The following is a 20610-nucleotide window of genomic DNA, read 5'->3' on the forward strand; positions in this document are numbered from 1 at the left end:
AAATTGCTCTGTTTCATAATTATCCCTAAGTTAATAAACTATATTTTTAAACGGTCCGGTTTTTAGGGAAGATTACACTTGCTTACTACAAAACTTAGAAGCTGAGTTAGTTTTATATAAAACATGTAAAATAATTGCTAAAAATAGACCTGATATTCCTATTTTCACTTTACATGATGCTATTATCACTACAGAACCAAACAAAGAGTATGTTTATAGTGTACTTCATAAAGTTCTAACAGAAAATATTGGTATTGAGCCTACTATAAAATTTGAATCTTGGGTTTAAATAACAAAAATGAGTAGTATATACTACTCATTTTTCATTCAGTTTTATTTCTAATGTATTAATATGTTCACTTACTTTTGATTGAACTACTTTAGCATAACTTTCTTGTGTAGTACTAATTTTACTATGACCCAATAATTCAGACACTATTTCCATAGGTATGTCATTGTATAATAGTATTGTAGTTGCAAAAGTTTTCCTTGCTACATGATGAGTAAGATTCTTTTCAAATCCTACTACATCAGAGATTTCTTTTAGATAAGAATTAAACTTTTGATTACTGATAATAGGCAAAAGCTTGAGATTTTCACTTTCCTGGTATTTCGCTAAAATTTCTTTTGACTTAGCTAATAGTGGAATTGATATTTCTCTTTTTGTTTTCTTTCTTGTCATCTTAATCCAATCATTACCATCAAAACCTTTGTGTATATGAGAACTCTCAAGACTTGCCATTTCATTATATCCTAAACCTGTATAACAGCAGAAGATGAACATATCAGCTACTTGTTGTATTCTTTTTTGGATAAACTTATGATTTTCTAATTCTGTCAATTCTTCCTTTGTTAAATAAACAATCTTCTTTTCAACTCTTTTTGGATGATAAAGTATAAAAGGATCTCTTGACAAGTAACCTTCACCAAGAGCAAGTTTGATGATTTTCTTTAATCTCTGAATAGTTTTATTGATTGTAATTTGTTTGTGATTCTTTTCTGTTTTTAGATAGAAATCAAAATCATCAATAAAATTGAGCTTTATAGATTCAAGTAAAATATCATTCTTATTGAACTTAAACTTGATAAATTCATAAGTATGTTTCCTTGCTTCTTTTAACTTGATGTATGTGGACATTGAATATTCTTTGCCTACCAATTTGAGAAATCTCTGATTGTGAATATCAAACACTTCTAATAAATATTTTATTTTCCTGGTATGGTCACCTGAGTACTGAATGTATATATCTTCTACATCAAATTGCTTCTCATTCATTTGCAGGTACAAAAAAGCCTGATTAATTTTAGATTTAATCAGGCTGAGTTGATTGTTTACATAATTACAATCTTTATCTGTGGATTTCATTTTTTGAAGCTTAGAGTTCCATTTTTTAGGGTTTACATTCAAGCTAATAGAAAAAACTTTTCTTTTTTGTTGGTAAGTCAACCTACATCTAATAGGAGACAAACCTTTCTTATTTGTTTTAAGTATATCCAAAACAAATAATATATATAATTTACTGTTATTCATTATTTTAAACTTAATTTTTGGGGTACTTTTAATTTGAATAGTATGCCTTTTTGTATGCCTTTCACATTTAGTGTATATGCCTTAAAGTATGCCTCAGAAGTGGAGATGATTAATTTATTGAAGTTGAATAGAATAATCTATATTTTACTATCATAATGAAGAAAGGATAGTATTTTATCAATAGTTTATCCAATCTTAATTCTCAGTTAAAGACATAAAAAAAGAGAGCTTCTTGTTAGAAACTCTCTTTGTAGTAGCGAGGACCGGACTCGAACCGATGACCTTCGGGTTATGAGCCCGACGAGCTACCTACTGCTCCACCTCGCGATTTAGTAGCGAGAACAGGACTCGAACCTGTGACCTTCGGGTTATGAGCCCGACGAGCTACCTACTGCTCCATCTCGCGTTATTGGACTGCAAATATACGTTCATTATTTAAAATACCAAACTTTTTACAATTTTATTTTATATCAACCAGATATAAAATAAACAAAACACATATAAAAAACTGTATCAAAGCCTTTTATACGTGTTTAATTATTTTAAAAATAATTCAGAAGCTACTTTAATTAGCTTTTATTGGAGGATGACTTTCAATAAAATCGATTGCCAAATCTGCACTATCCGTTAAAAATAATAACTCTTTATATGGTCTTCCTGTTGCTAATTGATGCAAGACAGAGTAAATCGCTGTATCTTCTACATATCGCTTCTTACTCAAAAATATCATTGGACTATAATACCCCGAAGTACCATAATGGTTTTGCGCTGCTTCCTGAAAAATTTCTTGAGTTGTTCCTGCACTTCCAGGCGCATAAACCAAACCAAAAAGACTAATTGTTAGCAACATATCTTCTCTGATACTGTTCGAAAAATATTTCGCAATATTCGTCGCAAATAAATTACTCGGTTCGTGACCATAAAACCATGTCGGTATAGCCAAGCTCTCTGCTCCATTCGGATAAAGCTCCAAAACTTTTTTGGCATTCGTCATATAATTCGTTGCTAAATATTCGGTTTTATTTTCATCTATAAAATCTAAATCAGCCAAAATATTAATCGCATTCATCAAATCTTCTTCCGAATAATTTGCCATATAAGCTCCTAAATTAGCAGCTTCCATAATTCCAGGACCTCCACCAGAAACAACAAAATAACCTTTCGCAGTTGCTAATTTCGCCGCTTTCGCCGTTTCGTTATAAAACTCGGAATTGCGCGCAGTAGAATGACCTCCCATAAAGCCAACTACTTTTTTCTTCGTCATTCCATTATCATCGTACTCCAAAATTCGACGCAAACCATCATCAATAGACAAATCATGTAAACGTTGCGCCAAAGCTTCTGAAACTGATGGATTATATTTATGTTTTTTAAAATGTTTATAAATCTTAAGATCAATACTTTGATCATCAATGGGATCATAACCTTGCATCAACTCTTGCCAAGTGTACAATTTTCCTCGATAAGGATTATAAGGAACAGCTTCGAATTTTGGATAAACAAATGCCCCTTTTTCGATTAAATATATCGCTTCATGTTGTTTAAACTTACATCCCAAAAAAGATGTATTGCACAAATTGTATTCTTCCCAATTAATTTCTTGACGTAAAAAATTAATATCTTGAACAACTTTATTGGTTAAATCTTTGGTTTGACAGACCAATTCATTCCATTCTGATAGATTATGAACTAGATCTTTGATTGGTTTTATTTTCATCCTTATTTCTTACTTCATTAAAAATTCTGAAATTGAATTTACACGAATTATTCCAATTGGACGAATTCGCGACAATAAATCTTAAAATTTCACTTTTCTCATTTATATTTGCAGAATATTAGAACTCAAATTATTGGGGAATCGTGTGCAAATCATGAGCTGTCGCGCAACTGTAAATCATTTTTTGATAAGCCAGAATGCCATTAGATTGAGTAATTAAGAAAAATCACTTTCGCGGAAAAAGTTAAAATTATGTTCTATGAAATCATCAAACCACCACAAAAAACATTATCAAAACAAAGAATAATTAAGAAAAGTAACGTGTAAATATATGATAATGGAAGTGGAAAAAACACCAAGAGAAGAGTTGATCGAACAACGTATCATCAATTCTGAAACTCGCATTTTTAAAGCTGTTTTTCCTGGAGATACAAACCACCACAACACCATGTTTGGAGGATCGGTAATGTATTTGATGGACGAAATTGCTTTTATGACAGCAACTCGTTTTTGTCGTAAACCTATTGTTACAGTAAGTAGTGACAAAATTGATTTTAAGCATTCTATTCCCGCAGGAACAATTGTTGAATTTGTAGGAAAAGTTGTTCGTGTAGGACGCACAAGTTTGGACGTGCAAATTGATGTTTATATCGAAAGTATGTACCGTGATGGTCGCGATAAAGCAATCTCTGGAACTTTTACGTTAGTTGCAATCAACGAAAATAAAAGACCTGTTCCTGTTATTGATTAATAGCGGACTATAGAAATTTTTATAATCCTTTATCTTTTTGATAGAGGATTTTTTTATGAATTTCAATTAATAGTTGATAATATTCTAAAGGTTTTCTTAGTTTTACACTAAACACAAAAAAATGGAATTACCTTTTGCCGAACCATTTCGCATAAAAATGGTCGAAGAAATTTATCAATCTACTCGTGAGGAACGCGAAAAGTGGATCGAAGAAAAAGATTACAACCTATTTAACCTAGAAAGCCACAAAGTATTTATTGATTTATTAACTGATTCGGGAACTGGAGCAATGTCCGACAAACAGTGGTCTGCAATGATGACTGGAGACGAAAGCTATGCTGGTTCTCAATCTTTCTTAAAACTGAAAGAAACCATTAATACCATTACTGGATTTGAGTTTCTTTTACCTACGCATCAAGGTCGTGCAGCGGAAAATGTATTATTTTCAGCTCTTGTAAAAGAAGGTCACGTTGTTCCTGGAAATTCGCATTTTGATACCACAAAAGGTCATATCGAATTTAGAAAAGCGCACGCAATTGATTGTACTATTGATGAGGCTTTTGACAGCGAATTGATTCATCCTTTCAAAGGAAATATCGATTTACAAAAGTTAGAAAATGTCTACAAAGAATACGGAAAAGAACAAATTCCGTTCACATTGATCACTGTTACGTGCAATTCTTCTGGCGGTCAACCTGTATCGATAGAAAATATTCGTCAAGTTCGTGAATTGTCTAATAAATATGGAATTCCAGTTTTTTTTGATGGCGCTCGTTTTGCGGAAAATGCGTATTTCATCAAAGAAAGAGAAGAAGAATTCAAGACGAAAACGATTAAAGAAATTGTTTTAGAAATGTTTTCTTACGGTGATGGAATGACAATGTCTGCGAAAAAAGATGGTTTGGTAAATATTGGTGGATTTATTGCACTGAATAACGAAGAGCTATATAAAATTTGTGGAAATTTCGGAATTATATACGAAGGATATTTAAGCTATGGCGGTTTAGCTGGACGTGATTTAGCGGCTTTAGCACAAGGTTTACAAGAATCGACAGAATATTCTTATTTACAATCGCGCATCAAACAAATTGAATATTTAGGGAATAAATTAATTGAATTTGGAATTCCAATTCAGCAACCAATCGGTGGACACGCTATTTTTGTAGACGCTGTAAAATTTTTACCAAATGTAAAACGTGAAGAATTTCCTGCACAAACTTTGGGAATCGAATTGTATAAAGAAGCTGGAATTCGTGGTGTAGAAATCGGAACTATTTTGGCAGATCGTGATCCTGAAACGAGAGAAAATCGTTATCCAAAATTAGAATTATTGCGTTTGGCAATTCCAAGAAGAACTTATTTTCAAAGTCATATGGATTATATTGCAGTAGCTTTGAAAAATATTTTTGATCGACGAAATGAAATTAATTCAGGTTATGAAATTTCGTGGGAATCAGAAATTTTAAGACATTTCACTGTAAAATTGAAAAAGAAATAAATAAAAAATCCTTCAGAAATTCTGAAGGATTTTTTTGATATTACCATCTCCAATCGCCCGAAATACGAAGTGGAGTTTCTAAATTTCCTTTGATTAAGGCTTCCTTAATTTCTTGTTCGTTCCAACGTTTTGAAGGAATTTCTTTCAAATTACTCAAACGATACAACAAATAGGTTTCCAAAATCACATTATTTTTCAAACCAATTTCTTCTACATAATCAAATGTATCGCAATTTGCGTGGTAACAATTTAACGCTCCTTTTGTAAATTGACTATCCGAAAGCCCAATAATAGGCACGCCTTGCAACATAAACGGTTGATGATCTGAATGTAAATCTACACTCGCAAATGTTTTCAATTTAAAATCTGGAATCACTTTTTGTACATCATTCGCATAATCAGTTAAAATAGGCAAATTACTTTCCATTGTCGAATAATACGACTTTGGATTTGTTGTCATATCCATATTCGACATTGCTTTGATTTGATTGATAGAACCATCTTTCAGTGCTTGATTGACGTAATACTTAGAACCTATCAAACCAACTTCTTCGCCCATAAATAAAATAAACTCAATAGTTCGATCATTTTGAAGATTTAACTTCTTATATGTTCTCGCAATATCCATCACAGAAAAACTACCAACACCGTTATCAATCGAACCTGTAGCCAAATCCCAACTATCTAAATGTCCTCCAAGAACTATTTTCTCGTTTGGAAATTTAGAACCGATTTTTTTTGCAATAATGTTGCGACCCTTCATTTGTCCAACATCATTTTTCATTTCGATTTTAGCGATTTCTTTTCCTTTTGATAGATTTTCTTTGATTTTCAATCCATCTTCTAAACTGATATTAATTGCAGGAATTTTAATAATTTCTCCCGTCACAGAGGCCGTTCCTGTCAATAGAATTCCTCCAGCAGGACGATTAAACAAAATAATTCCTTTCGCTCCGTACTTTTCTGCTAAAGCTGTTTTTTCGGAACGATGCAGATTCTCGATTTCTTTTGGCGTTCCTTCCAACAAACCAAGCGCAGCAAAAACAATCTTTCCTTTTACTTTATCACCAATCTTTTTGTAATCTTCTTCCAGTCCATTTCCTAAATCAATCAATTCTCCCGAAAGACTAACATTAGCTGGCGAATGTGCCAAAGCAACTGCTTTTATAAGTTGATTATTGATTTTTAGATCTAAACTTTTGCGATTCCATCCACTAAATGTAAATTCTTGAAAAGACACATCATAACCATACGAACGCAACAAATTAGCAGCATATTCTTCTGCTTTTCGTCCATTTTCTGTTCCTGTAGCACGATGTCCAATTGTTTCGGTTGCTTTTTTTAATTGTTGATAAGCTTCAGAATTTTGTTGTACTTCGTTGTTAATCAAGTCTAAAACTTGTTGATTTGTTTGAGCTGACAAGCTAAGACTTGCTGTAAATAAACCTAGTGTTAATAAAAATTTCGATTTCATGTGTGAGTATTTCTATAAACTTAAAAATGTTTTGTGAATTTTTCTCCATCAACACTAAAAAAATTGATCAAAAAAAATAGTCCTCAAAAATTGAGGACTATTTATATGAAATGATAAATTATTTCTTAGTGAGCTGGTACAAAACGCTCTCTTGCATCTTGTAATAATTGTTCCGCTTCTGCTTTATCACCGTACCCTTCTATTGTTGTTGTTTTATTTTCTAAGTCTTTATAAACTCTGAAAAAGTGCTCAACTTCTTTCAATGTATGAGGATTCATATCAGTGATGTTTTCTAATTGGTTCCATGTTGGATCAGCAACTGGTACACAAATTAATTTTTCATCTTGACCTTTGTCATCAGACATTTTAAGAACACCGATCGTTTTTACCTCGATCACACATCCAGGAACTGTAGGTTCTGTTAAGAAAACTAATACGTCAATTGGATCTCCGTCTAACCCTAATGTATTTTCTACGAAACCGTAATCAGCTGGGTAAAACATTGGAGAGTATAAAACACGATCAAAACGGATTCTTCCTGTTTCGTGATCCATTTCGTACTTGTTGCGAGATCCTCTTGGGATTTCGATGATTGCATCAAAAGTCATTGTAATATTCTTTTTTTTATTATTTATTTTCTAAAAATTCCAATCTAATCCGATTGTGATGCCAAATTTACGAACATCTGGCAAATTATTATAATTTCCGCGCCAATTAAAATCAACTCGTATTGGTCTAATGTTTCCAAAACCAATGTTTTCGATCCCAAACCCGTACTCATAGTAGATTTGTTGATTAGGGGCAAAATATTGAATTGTCGAATGATTGATTGCTTTGCTTTTCTCCGAAATATCTCCGTAAGCAGCTCTCAAAAATCCTACTTCTCTTAATTTTAATTTTTTGATTAAAGGAATTTTGTTCAAAATCCAACCATTAAAGTGGTGCTCCCAGTTTAAAGTTGCATATTCGTCTGTTACAAATTCATAATAATCTAATTGTGAAAAAGTTCCATAAACTTGTCCGTAACTCTCATTTCCAGGAATTGCGCTCATTAATGATAAAGGAACACCTTGAAATGTTTTTCCAGCTTCAACTGTCACCAATGATTTACCAAAAGATCCAATTAAAATTGGTTGCGTATATAAAAATTGTAATTTATCATATTCAAAATCTGAATTAATTACACCTTTCAACCCTTTTGTATAACGTAACATCAACGTTGGTGCGAGTGTAGACATTTCGTAACGATCAATCCCATATTGCGAATATTTCGCACCTGGACGCGCAATTACTGAAACACTAACGCTTGTGTTTGTCAACGTTTCTTTTATTTGTCCATCTTTTTCGTAACCAATTGAGAAATGTGAAGTATCAGCAGGTTTAATCAATTGATAGTTCCCATCAACACGAAATGTTACATTTTTCCATGGTTCTATCGACGCATAGACATTTGTCAAATTATTATTACTCAAAAATGTATTATCTCCTTGATTGATGATTGATGACGAAGCAAAACTACGCGTCATAATTCCGTCCGAAGCTGTTAAAGTAGCTGCTAATTGTTCAACATCTCGTTTTGTTCCTATACCGACTTGAAAACGATTGTATTTATTGAACATATAACGAAAATCTGCTCCATATTTGAATTTATCGTCTCCAAAACCATACGCCAAGAAACCTTGCGCACGCCACATATCATTTTGTGAAAAATAGGTACGAGCTCCAGCTCTTAAACGTAAACCTTCAATCTGGTTGTATCCAAAAGACGAATATAAATTTCCGATATCAATTGCGTTTCCGACATTGTAATATCCAGAACCAAAAATCTCAATTGCTTTGACGATATTATTGAATTTTGGAACTTTATTTAATTGTTCTAATGTTTCGTAAATCCCTTCTTGATCTTTTGTTAAAGCTTCGGGACGATTTTCTGCCCAAAACTGATTGTCTTTCTCGTTAAGTGCAGCTTTTGCAGGATCTAATTTTTCGTAATAAAACGCTTCGGGATGAGTAGAGTCAAAATCGTAATTGTAATAATTGACGGTTTTATGGGCAAAAATTCCTTTTGCACTTTCCTTTTTACTCAACAACGACATATCCAACATGGCGTATTCTTTCTTTGGATAGAAGATAGAATCGTTTGGAATATCATATTGTAAACTCATGAAAATGTTTCGTACAAAATTTACGTTGATTTCTTTCGTTGTTTCCATCACAACTTCTTTCACCGCGTAAGCATCTTTCGAAATGTATAATTCTCCTTTAAACGTCAATTCTCCTTCGCGACGAGGATAATATTTGATTCGATAAGATTCTACTCCATCAACATCAACTGTATCTTTCAATTCGTAATCATAAACAGCGAAACCGTCTGTCGCAATTGGACTCACAAATTTGATGTCTAAAATATTAACACGGTTATCGTAAATATCAATGTCTCGGAAAAGATTTTTCACTGTAGAAGCAACTACTTCATTTTTCTCAAAACCAGATGTTTTATTTGCTAATAATTCGCGACGCTCTTTAGTAGAAGGCTGATTAATCCCAGCAACTTTATAAATTGACTCGTTCAAGAAAGCGGGTAAATATGTTTTCCCGTTAATAGAAGAAGTATCTACTTTCTCAAAAACGAACTCCATTCCTTTAAAGATCTTACGTTTCATAAAAGTTGAATCGATATTACTGATATCAAATTGCAACTTTTCATATTCATCGTACTGATAGTGAGGAACTAATTTTAATCCATTTTTCTTTTTACGTTTCCAAACTTCGCGCAAAATAGCATAAGCAGGATTTTCTTTCTTTTTAAGACGTTTTTTCTTTGCCGAAACAACTGCTGTTTCTAAATCAACCGTACCATTATCATCTGTTGTTTCTTCTTCAGCTACAAATAATTGCGCTTCAAAATTATAGTCAACTTTGTTTTCTAACACAAAGTTCGCTACTTCGTAGCCCGATTTTGATACAACTAATTTTGTTGAATTTCCTTGAGATTCTATGTAAAATGTCCCATCAGAATTTGATGTTGCACTTACTTTTAATTCGGGTAATTTAATATCCGCGTACGGAATTGGCTTCAAGGTTTCAGAATCAATTACTTTACCTTGTATTTTTACTTGCGCTTGAATAAACACACAAACAACTAATAATAAAGCTGTTATATAAATTTTCATTGTTGAGATATGGTTAAAAAAATAAAGCCTAGCAAATTGTGTGCTAGACTTTACAAATATAGTTTATAAATCTTAATTATTTATACATCACTGCTTTTACAGCTTCAACTACATCTTTTGCATTAGGAATCCAAGTCTCATACAAGTTTGGAGCATAAGGCGCTGATGTATCTTTTGTTGTGATACGTTTGATTGGTGCATCTAAATAATCAAATGCTTTTTGTTGAACCATATACGTAATTTCTGAAGCAACTGAAGCGAATGGCCAAGCCTCTTCTAAAACTACCAAACGATTTGTTTTCTTAACAGATTTGAAGATTGTATCATAATCTAATGGACGAACTGTACGTAAGTCGATTACTTCTACAGAAATTCCTTCTTTTGCTAATTCATCAGCAGCAATGTAAGCTTGCTTAATGATTTTCCCGAAAGAAACTAATGTTACATCTGTACCTTCTCGTTTAATTTCTGCTTTACCAATTTCGATTGTATATTCTTCATCTGGCATCTCCATTTTATCTCCATACATCTGTTCAGACTCCATAAAAATTACAGGATCGTTATCACGAATTGCAGATTTTAATAAACCTTTCGCATCGTAAGGATTTGAAGGAACAATTACTTTAAGACCTGGTACGTTTGCATACCAATTCTCGAAAGCTTGTGAGTGTGTTGCACCTAATTGTCCCGCAGAAGCAGTAGGTCCTCTAAATACGATTGGACAGTTAAATTGTCCTCCCGACATTTGATAAATTTTTGCAGCGTTATTGATAATTTGGTCAATAGACACTAATGAGAAGTTGAATGTCATGTATTCTACGATAGGACGACATCCTGTCATTGTAGATCCAATAGCAATACCAGAAAAACCAGCTTCTGCAATTGGCGCATCAATTACACGCTCAGGTCCAAATTCGTCTAACATTCCTTTCGAAGCTTTGTAAGCTCCATTGTATTCTGCTACCTCTTCTCCAATTAAAAATATAGATTCATCGCGACGCATTTCTTCACTCATTGCCTCTGCGATTACTTCTCTAAATGTTTTTATAGCCATTTTATGCGATTTCGTTCTTTATTATATTTTTCCTAAAGCAAATGTAATAAAAAACTTGCTAATTATTTGAACCGAATTTGTTCAATAAAAAAATCTCAAAATAAACAGATGTATTTTGAGATTTAAAAATATTTAAAAGAATGTAATTTCTACTTAAAACCAACCTTTGTGTCCTTTTACATAAGTTTCATCAAATTCTTCATCAGATTTTGTTAAATACATAATTCCTTCAATTAATCCAATAAGTCCCCCTGCTCCACACGTAACAAGACCAATGATTAACTGAATAACACCTTCTTTTGTGTAGCCTAAATAAAATTTGTGAACACCTAAAGTTCCTAATACTATCGCTAAAATTCCGGCAATAAGTTTTTTCTCTGATTTGTATGGTTGATTGTTTTCCATAGTCTTTAAAGTTTGAATAATTAATTGTTTTTCTTGATTACAAATTTATATACTGTAACATTTATAAAAATCACTAGATATAATGATTTTGAATATTGTACAAATAAAATAAATCTGATCTTAATTTAAGGTTAACGATTTAACAATCTACTTATTATATTTTTAAGTGCTTTTCTTTACATTTGCACAAAATGGTGCTCAACGAGTGAGTTAAAAGGGAATTTGGTTCAATTCCAAAACTGTCCCCGCAACTGTAAATTCTAAATTACTTTTTGTACAAGAATAAGTCAGGAAACCTGCCATTGCTAACAAATTAATAGAAAATGTTTTCGGAGGAAAAACAGATCTTAGTATGAAAAAACTTTTTCTTTGTTTTAATCTTATCGCAGGAATTGCCTTTGCGCAGACAGATACAATCAACTTGAAACCTTTGACTTTGAATGATGCTTTTCTCAAAAATCATTACAAATCTCAAAGTATTATCAAACTTAATGATAGTATTTTAGAGCAAAATCCTAATCAATTGACGCAAGTTTTACAAGCGCAAACGCCAATATATTTTAAAGAAAATGGACGAGGAATGGTTTCTTCACCTTCGTTTCGTGGAACTTTAGCTTCGCATACAGCGGTAATTTGGAACGGAATTAATGTCAATTCGCAAACAACAGGACAAACTGATTTTAATTTATTTGCAAGCAATTCGTTCGATGGAATTTTGGTAAAACCAAGCGGTGGAAGTATTGCGTACGGAACAGGTTCTATCGGTGGTACAATTCATTTGTTAAATAAATTTGAGTATGATAAAGGTCTGCAACAGAAAATTAATTTAGGATACGGAAGTTACGATACATGGTCGGGAAAATATCAGTTAAAATATAGTACAGAAAAATTTAGTTCTTCAATCGATTACGAACGCAATCAATCTGATAATGATTACAAAATTCCGAATCATATGAAGAAGAATTTGAACGGAAAATATTATTTCAATACAATTAATGGAAATTTTGGTTATAAAATCAATCCTAAAAATGAATTGAAACTTTATTCGATGTTCAATTTCGGAAAGCGCGAATTTCCTTTGGTTGACATTGGTTCAACGCCTTCTGGCTACGAAAATCAGGATTATCGTTTGATGACAGAATGGAATTTTAATCCAAATAAAAAATGGCAATCACAGTTAAAATTAGCTTATATCAGAGAAGAAAGCAGTTATTTCAATAATATTCACAAATCTTATTCGGACGATTTGCAGGTTGATAATTATATTTTAAAATATTATCTGAATCATCAAATCACGAATAATTTTGAGCTTTCGCTTTTATCTGAAGCTAATTATAATCAAGGAAGCGGAAATAATTTGACCAAAAGTGATCAAAATTCAATCAATTTTGCCTTAATCGCGAAGCATAAATTATCAGATGTTTTGGAGTATGAAGCGAGTATTCGCCATGATTTTTCTGATACGTACGAAAATCCATTTATTTATTCGTTAGGTTTTAATTATCGTCCGATCAATTCGTATCAATTAAGAGGAAATGTTTCGAAAAATTTCAGAAATCCAACCTACAATGATTTGTTTTGGAAAACGGGTGGAAATCCAAATCTGAAATCAGAATCAGCTTATCAATTTGAGCTTGGAAATGATTTTATCGGCAAAAATTTAAACATTCAAACAACTATTTTTTATAATAAGTTGAGTGATATGATACAATGGATTCCCAGTTCGCAAAACAGTTATTATTGGGTTCCTGTAAACATCAACAAAGCAGAAACCTATGGTTTTGAAATGATTGGCAACTATAGATGGAATGCGTTTAGTTTCAATACAACTTATGCATACACCAAAACAAAAGATAAATTTAAAAATAAAGAATTGATGTATTCGCCAAATCATAAATGGACGGCGAGCGCACAATACACATACAAGCGTTTATCTGCTTTTGTTCAAAACATTTACACAAGTAAAGTCTTTACTGATTCGGAAGAAGAAAGAACACTTGATGGTTTTTGGCTAACGAATTTAGGTTTAAATTATACGATTTCACCACTTTATAGCGTTTCTATGAAAGTGAATAATTTGTTTAACCAAAAGTATCAAACGCAAGAAAATCGTTGGCAAACAGGCACAAATTATAACATACAAATACAAATAAAATTTTAGAACTATGACTAAATTTAAATCAATTGCACTTATCGCATTGGCTGGAGTTTTTTTACAATCTTGTTCAAATGATGATGATGGTCCAAATAATGATCCAGAAAATGGAAACTACTCGAAAGGAGTTTTTGTTTTGAATGAAGGAGATTTCAATTCAGCAAATGCAGAGATTACCTATTTTGATCCAACAAAAGATGCAAGTACAACAAATCCTATTCAAGAAATTTTCAAAAAAGCGAATTCTGGAGCACAATTAGGTTCTGTAGCGCAAAGTATGTTTGTAAAAGGAAATAAAGCATATATCGTTCTTAACGTTTCTAATAAAGTTGAAGTTGTTGACAATACAACTTTCAAAAAAATTAGTACAATTCCATCTTCAGCAAACATGAGCAATCCGCGCTATATTGTTTCTGATGATCAATTTTTATATATCTCAAACTGGGGAGATCCAGAAGTTAAGACAGACGATTTTATTGCAAAATACAAAATCAGCGATTTAACTTTTGTAGAAAAATATAGTGTTGATGAAGGTCCTGAAAAAATGGTTCTTGAAAACAACAAACTTTATGTTGCACAAAAAGGTGGTTGGGGAATTGGTAAAACTGTATCAATCATCGATCTTAAAACAAAAGACAAGAAGAGTATAAATGTAGGTGATGTTCCTACGGATTTAACAATTCAGAACGGAAATTTATTTGTGCTTTCGCAAGGTGTTTCTTGGGAAACTAGTTCAAAAGGAAAATTAGTTCGTTATAATTTAACTTCAGAAGATAAATTAGAAATGAATTTTGCTGCTGGACAATATCCTAATTTCTTAGTTGCGGAAAATAGTAAATTATACTACATTCTTAATAATTCTGTTTACTCTATGGCTACAAATGCAACAGCATTACCTACAAAAGCAGATTATATAACTGGAGCAGAAAATGTATATGGATTTAATGTAAAAGGTGACACGTTTTACGTTTTAGATTCTAAAGACAACAAATCTAGTGGGCGTTTATTTATTCAGAATGCACAAGGAGGTCTTAAATATCAAACAATCGTTACTGGTTTATTTCCAAACTCAGTTTACATCAAATAATATTTCTTGAAAATTTTTATAAAAAAAATCTGAAGTTTACACTTCAGATTTTTTTATGTTTTTTAATTTGAAAATCGTTTGTGAATTGAACACGACAATTGCGAGCAAAATCAAACTGTAACCAATCATTTGCATTGACGAAACAGCTTCTTTGTAATAGAAAATTGCCAAAACGAAATTCATAATTGGATTCAGATAAATTAAAATCCCAACCGTTGAAGAATCAATTCCTTTTAAAGCAAAATTGTTCAAAAACATTGGAATAATCGTAAACAAAACTACAATCATCATAATACATTGGTAGAAAATTGTTTCAGTCGGAATTGGTCCTGAAAAGATGAAAACCAATGGTAACATCAGAATGGCTACGATTAATAATTGCGTCATCAACAAATTAAAACTATCAAAAACATTTAAACTTCTCTGAATGATGATATACAGTGCAAATGTACACGCAACAATCAAACTATAAACCAAGTCAATCAAATGACCTATAGAAAGAACTAAACATGCTAAAAGGCTAATACCAACTGCAATCCATTTTATTTTGGTCAAATGTTCTTTCAGAATAAAGAAAGCCAAAACGGTCGTTATAATCGGACAAACCAAGTACGAAAGTGATGCAGCTTGCACGCTAATATGATTCATCACGATAATAAACATCAACCAATTTGTCATCAAAATCAACGATCCACCAACAATTAAACTTCCTAATTTTTTTTGTTTCTTTTTATCAAATGAATTAAACAAATCATAATCAGCTTTCATTTTATTGCGACGAAAACCAACGTTAATCACAACCAAAAAGAACACGGAAACATACAATCTAAAAAATAAAATATCCAAAGGTGGATATCCTGCGATTGGTTTCAATCCGAAACTAAAAAATCCCCACATAAAATAGGTGATGATGGCTGCGATGATATATTTTGATTGATTCATAAAAAGTGGCGTCAATTTGTGCAAATGTATCGAATATCCAAGTTGGAAATGATTATTTTTGCCTTAAATTTTATGGAAATGGAAAATCTTTTTACAGACGAATATTTTATGCGAATTGCTTTTAACGAAGCAATTACAGCTTTCGAGCGCGACGAAATTCCGGTTGGAGCAGTTATTGTTTGCAACAACAAAATTATTGCGAAAGCACATAATTTAACTGAAACCTTGACGGATGTTACAGCACATGCAGAAATGCAAGCGATTACGTCTGCAGCAAATTATTTGGGAGGAAAATATTTGCAAGATTGCACATTATACGTGACTTTAGAACCTTGCGTGATGTGTGGTGGCGCATTGTATTGGAGCCAAATCTCGAAAGTGGTTTATGGTGCTTCGGATGAAAAACGTGGTTTTAAAGCAAAAATTGGCGAATTACATCCAAAAACTGAAATTGTTTCGGGAATTATGGAAGACGAATGTGGTCAATTGATGAAAGAATTTTTTCTACGCAAGCGTTAAATTGATTTTAAAATTGATAAAACTTCGCCGTAATTTTCTATAAAAGCCATGTGTCCGCCATCAAATTTGTACAAATGAATGTTAGGCAAATCTGGAATTAGAGTTAAAAATAATTCTGGATTAACTGTTTCATCATTCATTCCAACAATAATATAGATTCCACCTTTGAAATCATACAAAATTGACGAACGATCTGGACGCTCTCGCATCCCTTTCAAAGCTGCACAAACGCCTTCAATTGGTGTTTTTAAAGCAATTTCTTTAATAAATTGTAGATCCTCTGTAAAATTATCGCGATGATGTGTTGCAAATAAAGCTGGCATACTAAAATTCACCAAAGCATTGAAATTTTTCTTTGCCGTTTCACAAGCACGTAAACGTTGTTTCTTCTTCGCTTCATCATCTGGCAAAGTCGAAGAATTGACCAAAACAATATTTTCTACACATTCTGGAAAAAGATCTGCCAAAGCACACGCAACATAACCACCCATGGAATGACCGATAAAAGTTGCTTGTTCAATTTTTAACTCATCTAATACTTCGATCACAGCCTCAGCCATCGTTTCCATTGTAGTTGTTTCATCAGCTACAGGCGAATTTCCATGACCTGGTAAATCAATTGTTACAATTTGTGCATCATTCTCAAGATTTTTTCTTAAATTATTCCAAATTAAATGACTCTCTAAAAAACCATGTAAAAACACAAATGACTTTCCTTTTCCTTCTACTTCAAAATACAACATACATTTTGGATTAAAATTTGCTAAGCGTACTCTACAAAATTACAACAATGAAAAAATATATTCCGCTACTTATACTAATTATTGCAATAATCGCAATTTTGAGTTATTGTCTTAAAAATAGTAATGCAATTAATTTACCTATTGATGAGGAAATAACAAATAAAGTTCCTGTTGAGTTCCCTATTCAAATTGAAAATAATAGTGTATTGAATTTTATTAACGGAAAAGGAGAATATACAACAATAAAAAAAGCAAAAGAGGAGCAAACATTTAGTTTCAGAAACAACTCGGCTAAACAAATTGAAATAGAAATTATTCCAGAAAATGATTCAGCTAACTTAAGAATCAATCAAATTATTTTACCAAACGGTGAAAGTGATGGGCCTTTTGGACGAAAATTATTGTACGATTTGAGAGGAAAAGGATTATATCAAATCAAAATTGGAGAAAGTTTGATGCAAGGCGAACCATTTGAAGGAAAATATACCTTGAAATTGCAGTTAAAATAGTTACTTTTACAACAGAATTTTTCTGTTATGAAATGGACTTTTATCGCTTTTGTTACATTAATTACACTTATTGGTTGTGAAGACAAATCTACGCCAACCATCTATCCAAGCAAAGTTGGAGTAGATTCTGCGTACAAAGATTTGATCAAAAAAGATAAACCAACAACAGAAGATGTGATGAAAGAGGAAGTAGTGAAAACAACTTCTCCTCAGAAAAAAGTTGCTATAAAACCTCAACCAAAAATTGTTTCTAATACAGATAAAATTATTCCATTAAGTGCTAATAACACAACCGAAAATTTGGAAGTTAGTTATGCAAAAGCAAAAGCGGAACCAACTAAAATAGCAGGACAAACAAATACATTTACATTTAATGCAGATTCTGCTAAGAAAGTTTGGATCAAAATTTCGGCGCAAGATTCTACAGCAAATATCAGAATTAATCATATCAAAGGACCTATGGATTCTATAAAAGGTGGACCTTTTGGTAAAGAAACTATTTTCGAATTACCTGCACGCGGTGTGTATCAATTCTCGATTTCGGAGAAACCTACAAACCCAAAACCATACGCTGGGAAATATAAAGTGGAACTGAAATTATTGTGGAAATAAATTTCTATTTGTAATAGATTTTGTAGTTGAGAGAATGATTGTTGAACGTATTAGTTTTCATCAATTTTGAATTTTCATATGACACAAAAATATATATATTGGAAGCTTCTTTCACGCTTAATGAATCAAAATAGGAATATTTTTCTTTACAAGAATTATCATCACTACTGGTTTGAATTCCCAATAAAAAACTGTTAATTTCTGATGTCTTAATTTTAATATTAACTGGAAAAATGAATTTTCCTTTATAATCTTTTTTAACACTAAATATTTTCTCTTCAATCAAATTTTCATTTGGATTTACCTCTTTTACTATTTTAGGAGAAAAATAATAAACTTCACTACAAACATTTCTTTTACCTCTTTTAGACTCAAATAAAAATTCAATTGCTACTATTTCAACTACATCTTGTTTTGGTAATTGAAAATTAGAAAGCAACATCATTTCATTTTTAGAACTCATGAAGTGCGGTATAACTTGTTTATACTTCGGTCGAAATTGTTTATACTTAGAATAGTCTACTAAAGCGACTTCTTTTAGGTTAATTGTATCAATTCCCTGGGCAAAACTAAAAATTGAAATAAAGAAAAGTAGAGAAAATAATTTCATAAATCACTTATTTATAATAAATAACGTAATTTAAAGCATAATTACCAAATAATTCTTGTTTACGAAAACCTGAGTTTGGTTGATCTTTAAAATGAACAAAAACATCTGATTTTTTCTTCGTTTCAATCAAATCAAAATAACCATTTTCTTCTGGACAAAAAGAATTTTCATAAAACGTTTCTAAGCCAATAATATAGTTTTTAGCTTCGGAAAGTTTTAGTTTTAAATGAATCGGAAAAATATATTTGCCTTGATAATCTTTATCGACCGAAAACCATTTTTCGTCAATTAAACTTGTCTTATTATCTACTGATTTTGTAATAATTGGTTTGAAATAATAATATTCGTTGCAATAATTTTTCTTCTTCACTTTAGATTCGAACAAAATTTCAATCGCAACAATTTCGATTTCTTTTTCATTTGGAAGTAATAAATTCGAAAATATTTTTAGTCCAGAACTTGTGTGATCAGTCAACTGAACAACTTTCTTATATTTTGGTCGAAATTGTTTGTACTTAGAATAATTCATTACCTCAACTTGATTGAGATTAATGGTATCCAACTTTTGAGCAAAACTCATCACAGAAAGTAAAAAGAGAATTAAAAACTTCATATTGTAAAAATAGAAAAAGTTTTCAGTAAACAATTTTCACGATTCATCATAAAAAATCAACAATTCGTAAACATATATTTATACAAGTCTTTTACTAACGATAGTTTTGATAAAAATTAACAACATGAAAACACTTATCAAAATTCTAAAAATCTTCATTATTGCTCTTATTTCAATAATTACACTTACTTTCTTGTATTTATTTATTAGCAATAAAATTTTCTTAGCATCAAAAAATCAAACAAATATTGACTATCTAAAAAATAACCAAACAACAATTGGCAATAACTTTAATACTCAGATTTTTGATAATAATGTCAACACTTCAAATGTTATTCTATTAGGCGAAATTCATGGTTTTGCTGACAATCAAAAACTAGATGAATTTATGTTTAAATATTTGAATAAAAATCTTGGTTTCAAGTATTACATTGCCGAAATGGACAGTTTAAATTCTAAAAAATTAAACACATTTCTAAGCTCTGATATTAAAAATGAAAAATTATTAAAAGAAGTTGTTTTAGCTATTAAGAAAAGAATTCCTCAACAATCAAGTCAGGAGTTACTAAAAAAATGGAATAACTTGTATGATTACAATAAAACATTAAATGATTCTTCTAAAATTGTCGTTTTGGGTATTGATACAAACTTTGATGATTCTAATGGCAAAATTTCAAGAGATTCTGCAATGATTGAGAATTTTAATCATATCATTTCAAAGAATCATCTACAAAATGAAAAATTCTATGGATTATTTGGTCTTTTTCATACTCTTCAAAAAAGTATGAATGATAAAGAAAAGCCTTTTGCAGAAAGACTTTTAGAGAATAAATATAAAGTAACAAGCATCGTAAGTTATACATTGGATAGTGAAATGTATTTACCTAAAAATGACCAATTTCCTACTCCAGAAAATCAAAAAATAAACTGGGTAAATGCTGATGGACCAATGATGTTAATAAAAGGTATTCTTGATTTTAAAGAACTTGCAGAACCTAATTCCATCTCAATTTTTAATCTTAATGTGAAAAATTCACCATATAAATCTTCTCAAAATTTAATTCAAATAAAATCAAGATTATTTGGAGAAAACTTTACGCCAAAAGAAAATTTAAAAACAACTGATTATTTTCAATACGTTGCAATTCTTCGTAATTCTGAAGCATTAACTCCAATTCAATAAATAAAAAAACGGAATCTATAAGATTCCGTTTTTT

The 20610-nt window shown here is 31.3% G+C and carries 19 protein-coding genes, 2 tRNA genes and 2 riboswitches; of the genes, 8 read left to right on the forward strand and 13 right to left on the reverse strand.

The annotated features are described in order from the left end of the window. Positions 1-316: 316 nt before the first annotated feature. The 4 genes from QHG34_RS14155 to QHG34_RS14170 form a co-directional block, all read right to left on the reverse strand. Complete coding sequence (locus tag QHG34_RS14155) at positions 317-1531, reverse strand: site-specific integrase (RefSeq protein WP_282630884.1); 1215 nt, start codon at positions 1529-1531, stop codon at positions 317-319. A 254-nt stretch (positions 1532-1785) separates the two neighbouring features. Next, positions 1786-1858, reverse strand: a tRNA-Met gene (locus QHG34_RS14160). Positions 1859-1864: 6 nt separating this feature from the next. Then, positions 1865-1937, reverse strand: a tRNA-Met gene (locus QHG34_RS14165). Positions 1938-2096: 159 nt separating this feature from the next. Further along, positions 2097-3248, reverse strand: coding sequence for an LOG family protein (locus QHG34_RS14170; RefSeq protein ID WP_282630885.1), 1152 nt, complete (start codon positions 3246-3248; stop codon positions 2097-2099). A gap of 120 nt (positions 3249-3368) precedes the next feature. Next, positions 3369-3459, forward strand: a riboswitch (adenosylcobalamin-variant (AdoCbl-variant) riboswitch). 126 nt (positions 3460-3585) lie between these two features. Here QHG34_RS14170 and QHG34_RS14175 point away from each other — a divergent pair. Continuing rightward, positions 3586-3999 carry an acyl-CoA thioesterase gene (locus QHG34_RS14175; protein ID WP_282630886.1) on the forward strand — a complete coding sequence of 138 codons (414 nt, stop codon included), beginning with the start codon at positions 3586-3588 and terminating at the stop codon, positions 3997-3999. A 121-nt stretch (positions 4000-4120) separates the two neighbouring features. Continuing rightward, entirely contained in the window at positions 4121-5497 is a 1377-nt protein-coding gene (locus tag QHG34_RS14180; protein WP_282630887.1) for a tryptophanase, read from the forward strand. Between the two features lie 40 nt (positions 5498-5537). On the opposite strand, the gene QHG34_RS14185 is transcribed toward QHG34_RS14180, so the two are convergent. The 5 genes from QHG34_RS14185 to QHG34_RS14205 all read right to left on the reverse strand — a co-directional run bounded on the left by QHG34_RS14185 (position 5538) and on the right by QHG34_RS14205 (position 11603). Next, complete coding sequence (locus QHG34_RS14185) at positions 5538-6971, reverse strand: M28 family peptidase (RefSeq protein WP_282630888.1); 1434 nt, start codon at positions 6969-6971, stop codon at positions 5538-5540. Between the two features lie 125 nt (positions 6972-7096). Then, entirely contained in the window at positions 7097-7579 is a 483-nt protein-coding gene (locus QHG34_RS14190; RefSeq protein ID WP_038336778.1) for an inorganic diphosphatase, read from the reverse strand. 30 nt (positions 7580-7609) lie between these two features. Next, complete coding sequence (locus QHG34_RS14195) at positions 7610-10144, reverse strand: DUF5686 family protein (RefSeq protein WP_282630889.1); 2535 nt, start codon at positions 10142-10144, stop codon at positions 7610-7612. A 76-nt stretch (positions 10145-10220) separates the two neighbouring features. Further along, a complete protein-coding gene (locus QHG34_RS14200; RefSeq protein WP_282630890.1) occupies positions 10221-11198 on the reverse strand; it encodes a pyruvate dehydrogenase complex E1 component subunit beta in 978 nt (325 codons plus the stop codon). Positions 11199-11351: 153 nt separating this feature from the next. Next, positions 11352-11603, reverse strand: coding sequence for a TM2 domain-containing protein (locus QHG34_RS14205; RefSeq protein ID WP_125349960.1), 252 nt, complete (start codon positions 11601-11603; stop codon positions 11352-11354). Positions 11604-11778: 175 nt separating this feature from the next. Then, positions 11779-11921: riboswitch (cobalamin riboswitch) on the forward strand. A 34-nt stretch (positions 11922-11955) separates the two neighbouring features. Here QHG34_RS14205 and QHG34_RS14210 point away from each other — a divergent pair. After that, complete coding sequence (locus tag QHG34_RS14210; protein ID WP_282630891.1) at positions 11956-13764, forward strand: TonB-dependent receptor plug domain-containing protein; 1809 nt, start codon at positions 11956-11958, stop codon at positions 13762-13764. 4 nt (positions 13765-13768) lie between these two features. After that, on the forward strand, positions 13769-14845 hold the full coding sequence (locus tag QHG34_RS14215; protein ID WP_282630892.1) for a DUF5074 domain-containing protein: 1077 nt from the start codon (positions 13769-13771) through the stop codon (positions 14843-14845). Between the two features lie 36 nt (positions 14846-14881). On the opposite strand, the gene QHG34_RS14220 is transcribed toward QHG34_RS14215, so the two are convergent. Next, positions 14882-15787 (reverse strand): EamA family transporter, encoded by a 906-nt coding sequence (locus QHG34_RS14220; protein ID WP_282630893.1) that lies wholly within the window; start codon positions 15785-15787, stop codon positions 14882-14884. Between the two features lie 78 nt (positions 15788-15865). On the opposite strand from QHG34_RS14220, the gene QHG34_RS14225 reads away from it, so the two are divergent. After that, positions 15866-16306, forward strand: a complete 441-nt coding sequence (locus QHG34_RS14225; RefSeq protein WP_282630894.1) for a nucleoside deaminase — start codon at positions 15866-15868, stop codon at positions 16304-16306. On the opposite strand, the gene QHG34_RS14230 is transcribed toward QHG34_RS14225, so the two are convergent. After that, a complete protein-coding gene (locus QHG34_RS14230) occupies positions 16303-17049 on the reverse strand; it encodes an alpha/beta fold hydrolase (RefSeq protein WP_282630895.1) in 747 nt (248 codons plus the stop codon). The two genes, QHG34_RS14225 and QHG34_RS14230, sit on opposite strands and share 4 nt — an antisense overlap. 47 nt (positions 17050-17096) lie before the next feature. On the opposite strand from QHG34_RS14230, the gene QHG34_RS14235 reads away from it, so the two are divergent. Further along, a complete protein-coding gene (locus QHG34_RS14235; protein ID WP_282630896.1) occupies positions 17097-17558 on the forward strand; it encodes a hypothetical protein in 462 nt (153 codons plus the stop codon). A 27-nt stretch (positions 17559-17585) separates the two neighbouring features. After that, positions 17586-18170 (forward strand): hypothetical protein, encoded by a 585-nt coding sequence (locus tag QHG34_RS14240; protein WP_282630897.1) that lies wholly within the window; start codon positions 17586-17588, stop codon positions 18168-18170. 4 nt (positions 18171-18174) lie between these two features. On the opposite strand, the gene QHG34_RS14245 is transcribed toward QHG34_RS14240, so the two are convergent. Together QHG34_RS14245 and QHG34_RS14250 are read right to left on the reverse strand one after the other, a co-directional pair. After that, positions 18175-18780, reverse strand: coding sequence for a hypothetical protein (locus QHG34_RS14245; protein ID WP_282630898.1), 606 nt, complete (start codon positions 18778-18780; stop codon positions 18175-18177). 7 nt (positions 18781-18787) lie between these two features. Then, entirely contained in the window at positions 18788-19393 is a 606-nt protein-coding gene (locus QHG34_RS14250) for a hypothetical protein (protein ID WP_282630899.1), read from the reverse strand. Between the two features lie 124 nt (positions 19394-19517). Here QHG34_RS14250 and QHG34_RS14255 point away from each other — a divergent pair, with 124 nt between their 5' ends. After that, positions 19518-20576 (forward strand): hypothetical protein, encoded by a 1059-nt coding sequence (locus QHG34_RS14255; RefSeq protein WP_282630900.1) that lies wholly within the window; start codon positions 19518-19520, stop codon positions 20574-20576. Positions 20577-20610 lie beyond the last annotated feature (34 nt).

Source organism: Empedobacter sedimenti (assembly GCF_030005555.1).
Lineage (GTDB): Bacteria > Bacteroidota > Bacteroidia > Flavobacteriales > Weeksellaceae > Empedobacter > Empedobacter sedimenti.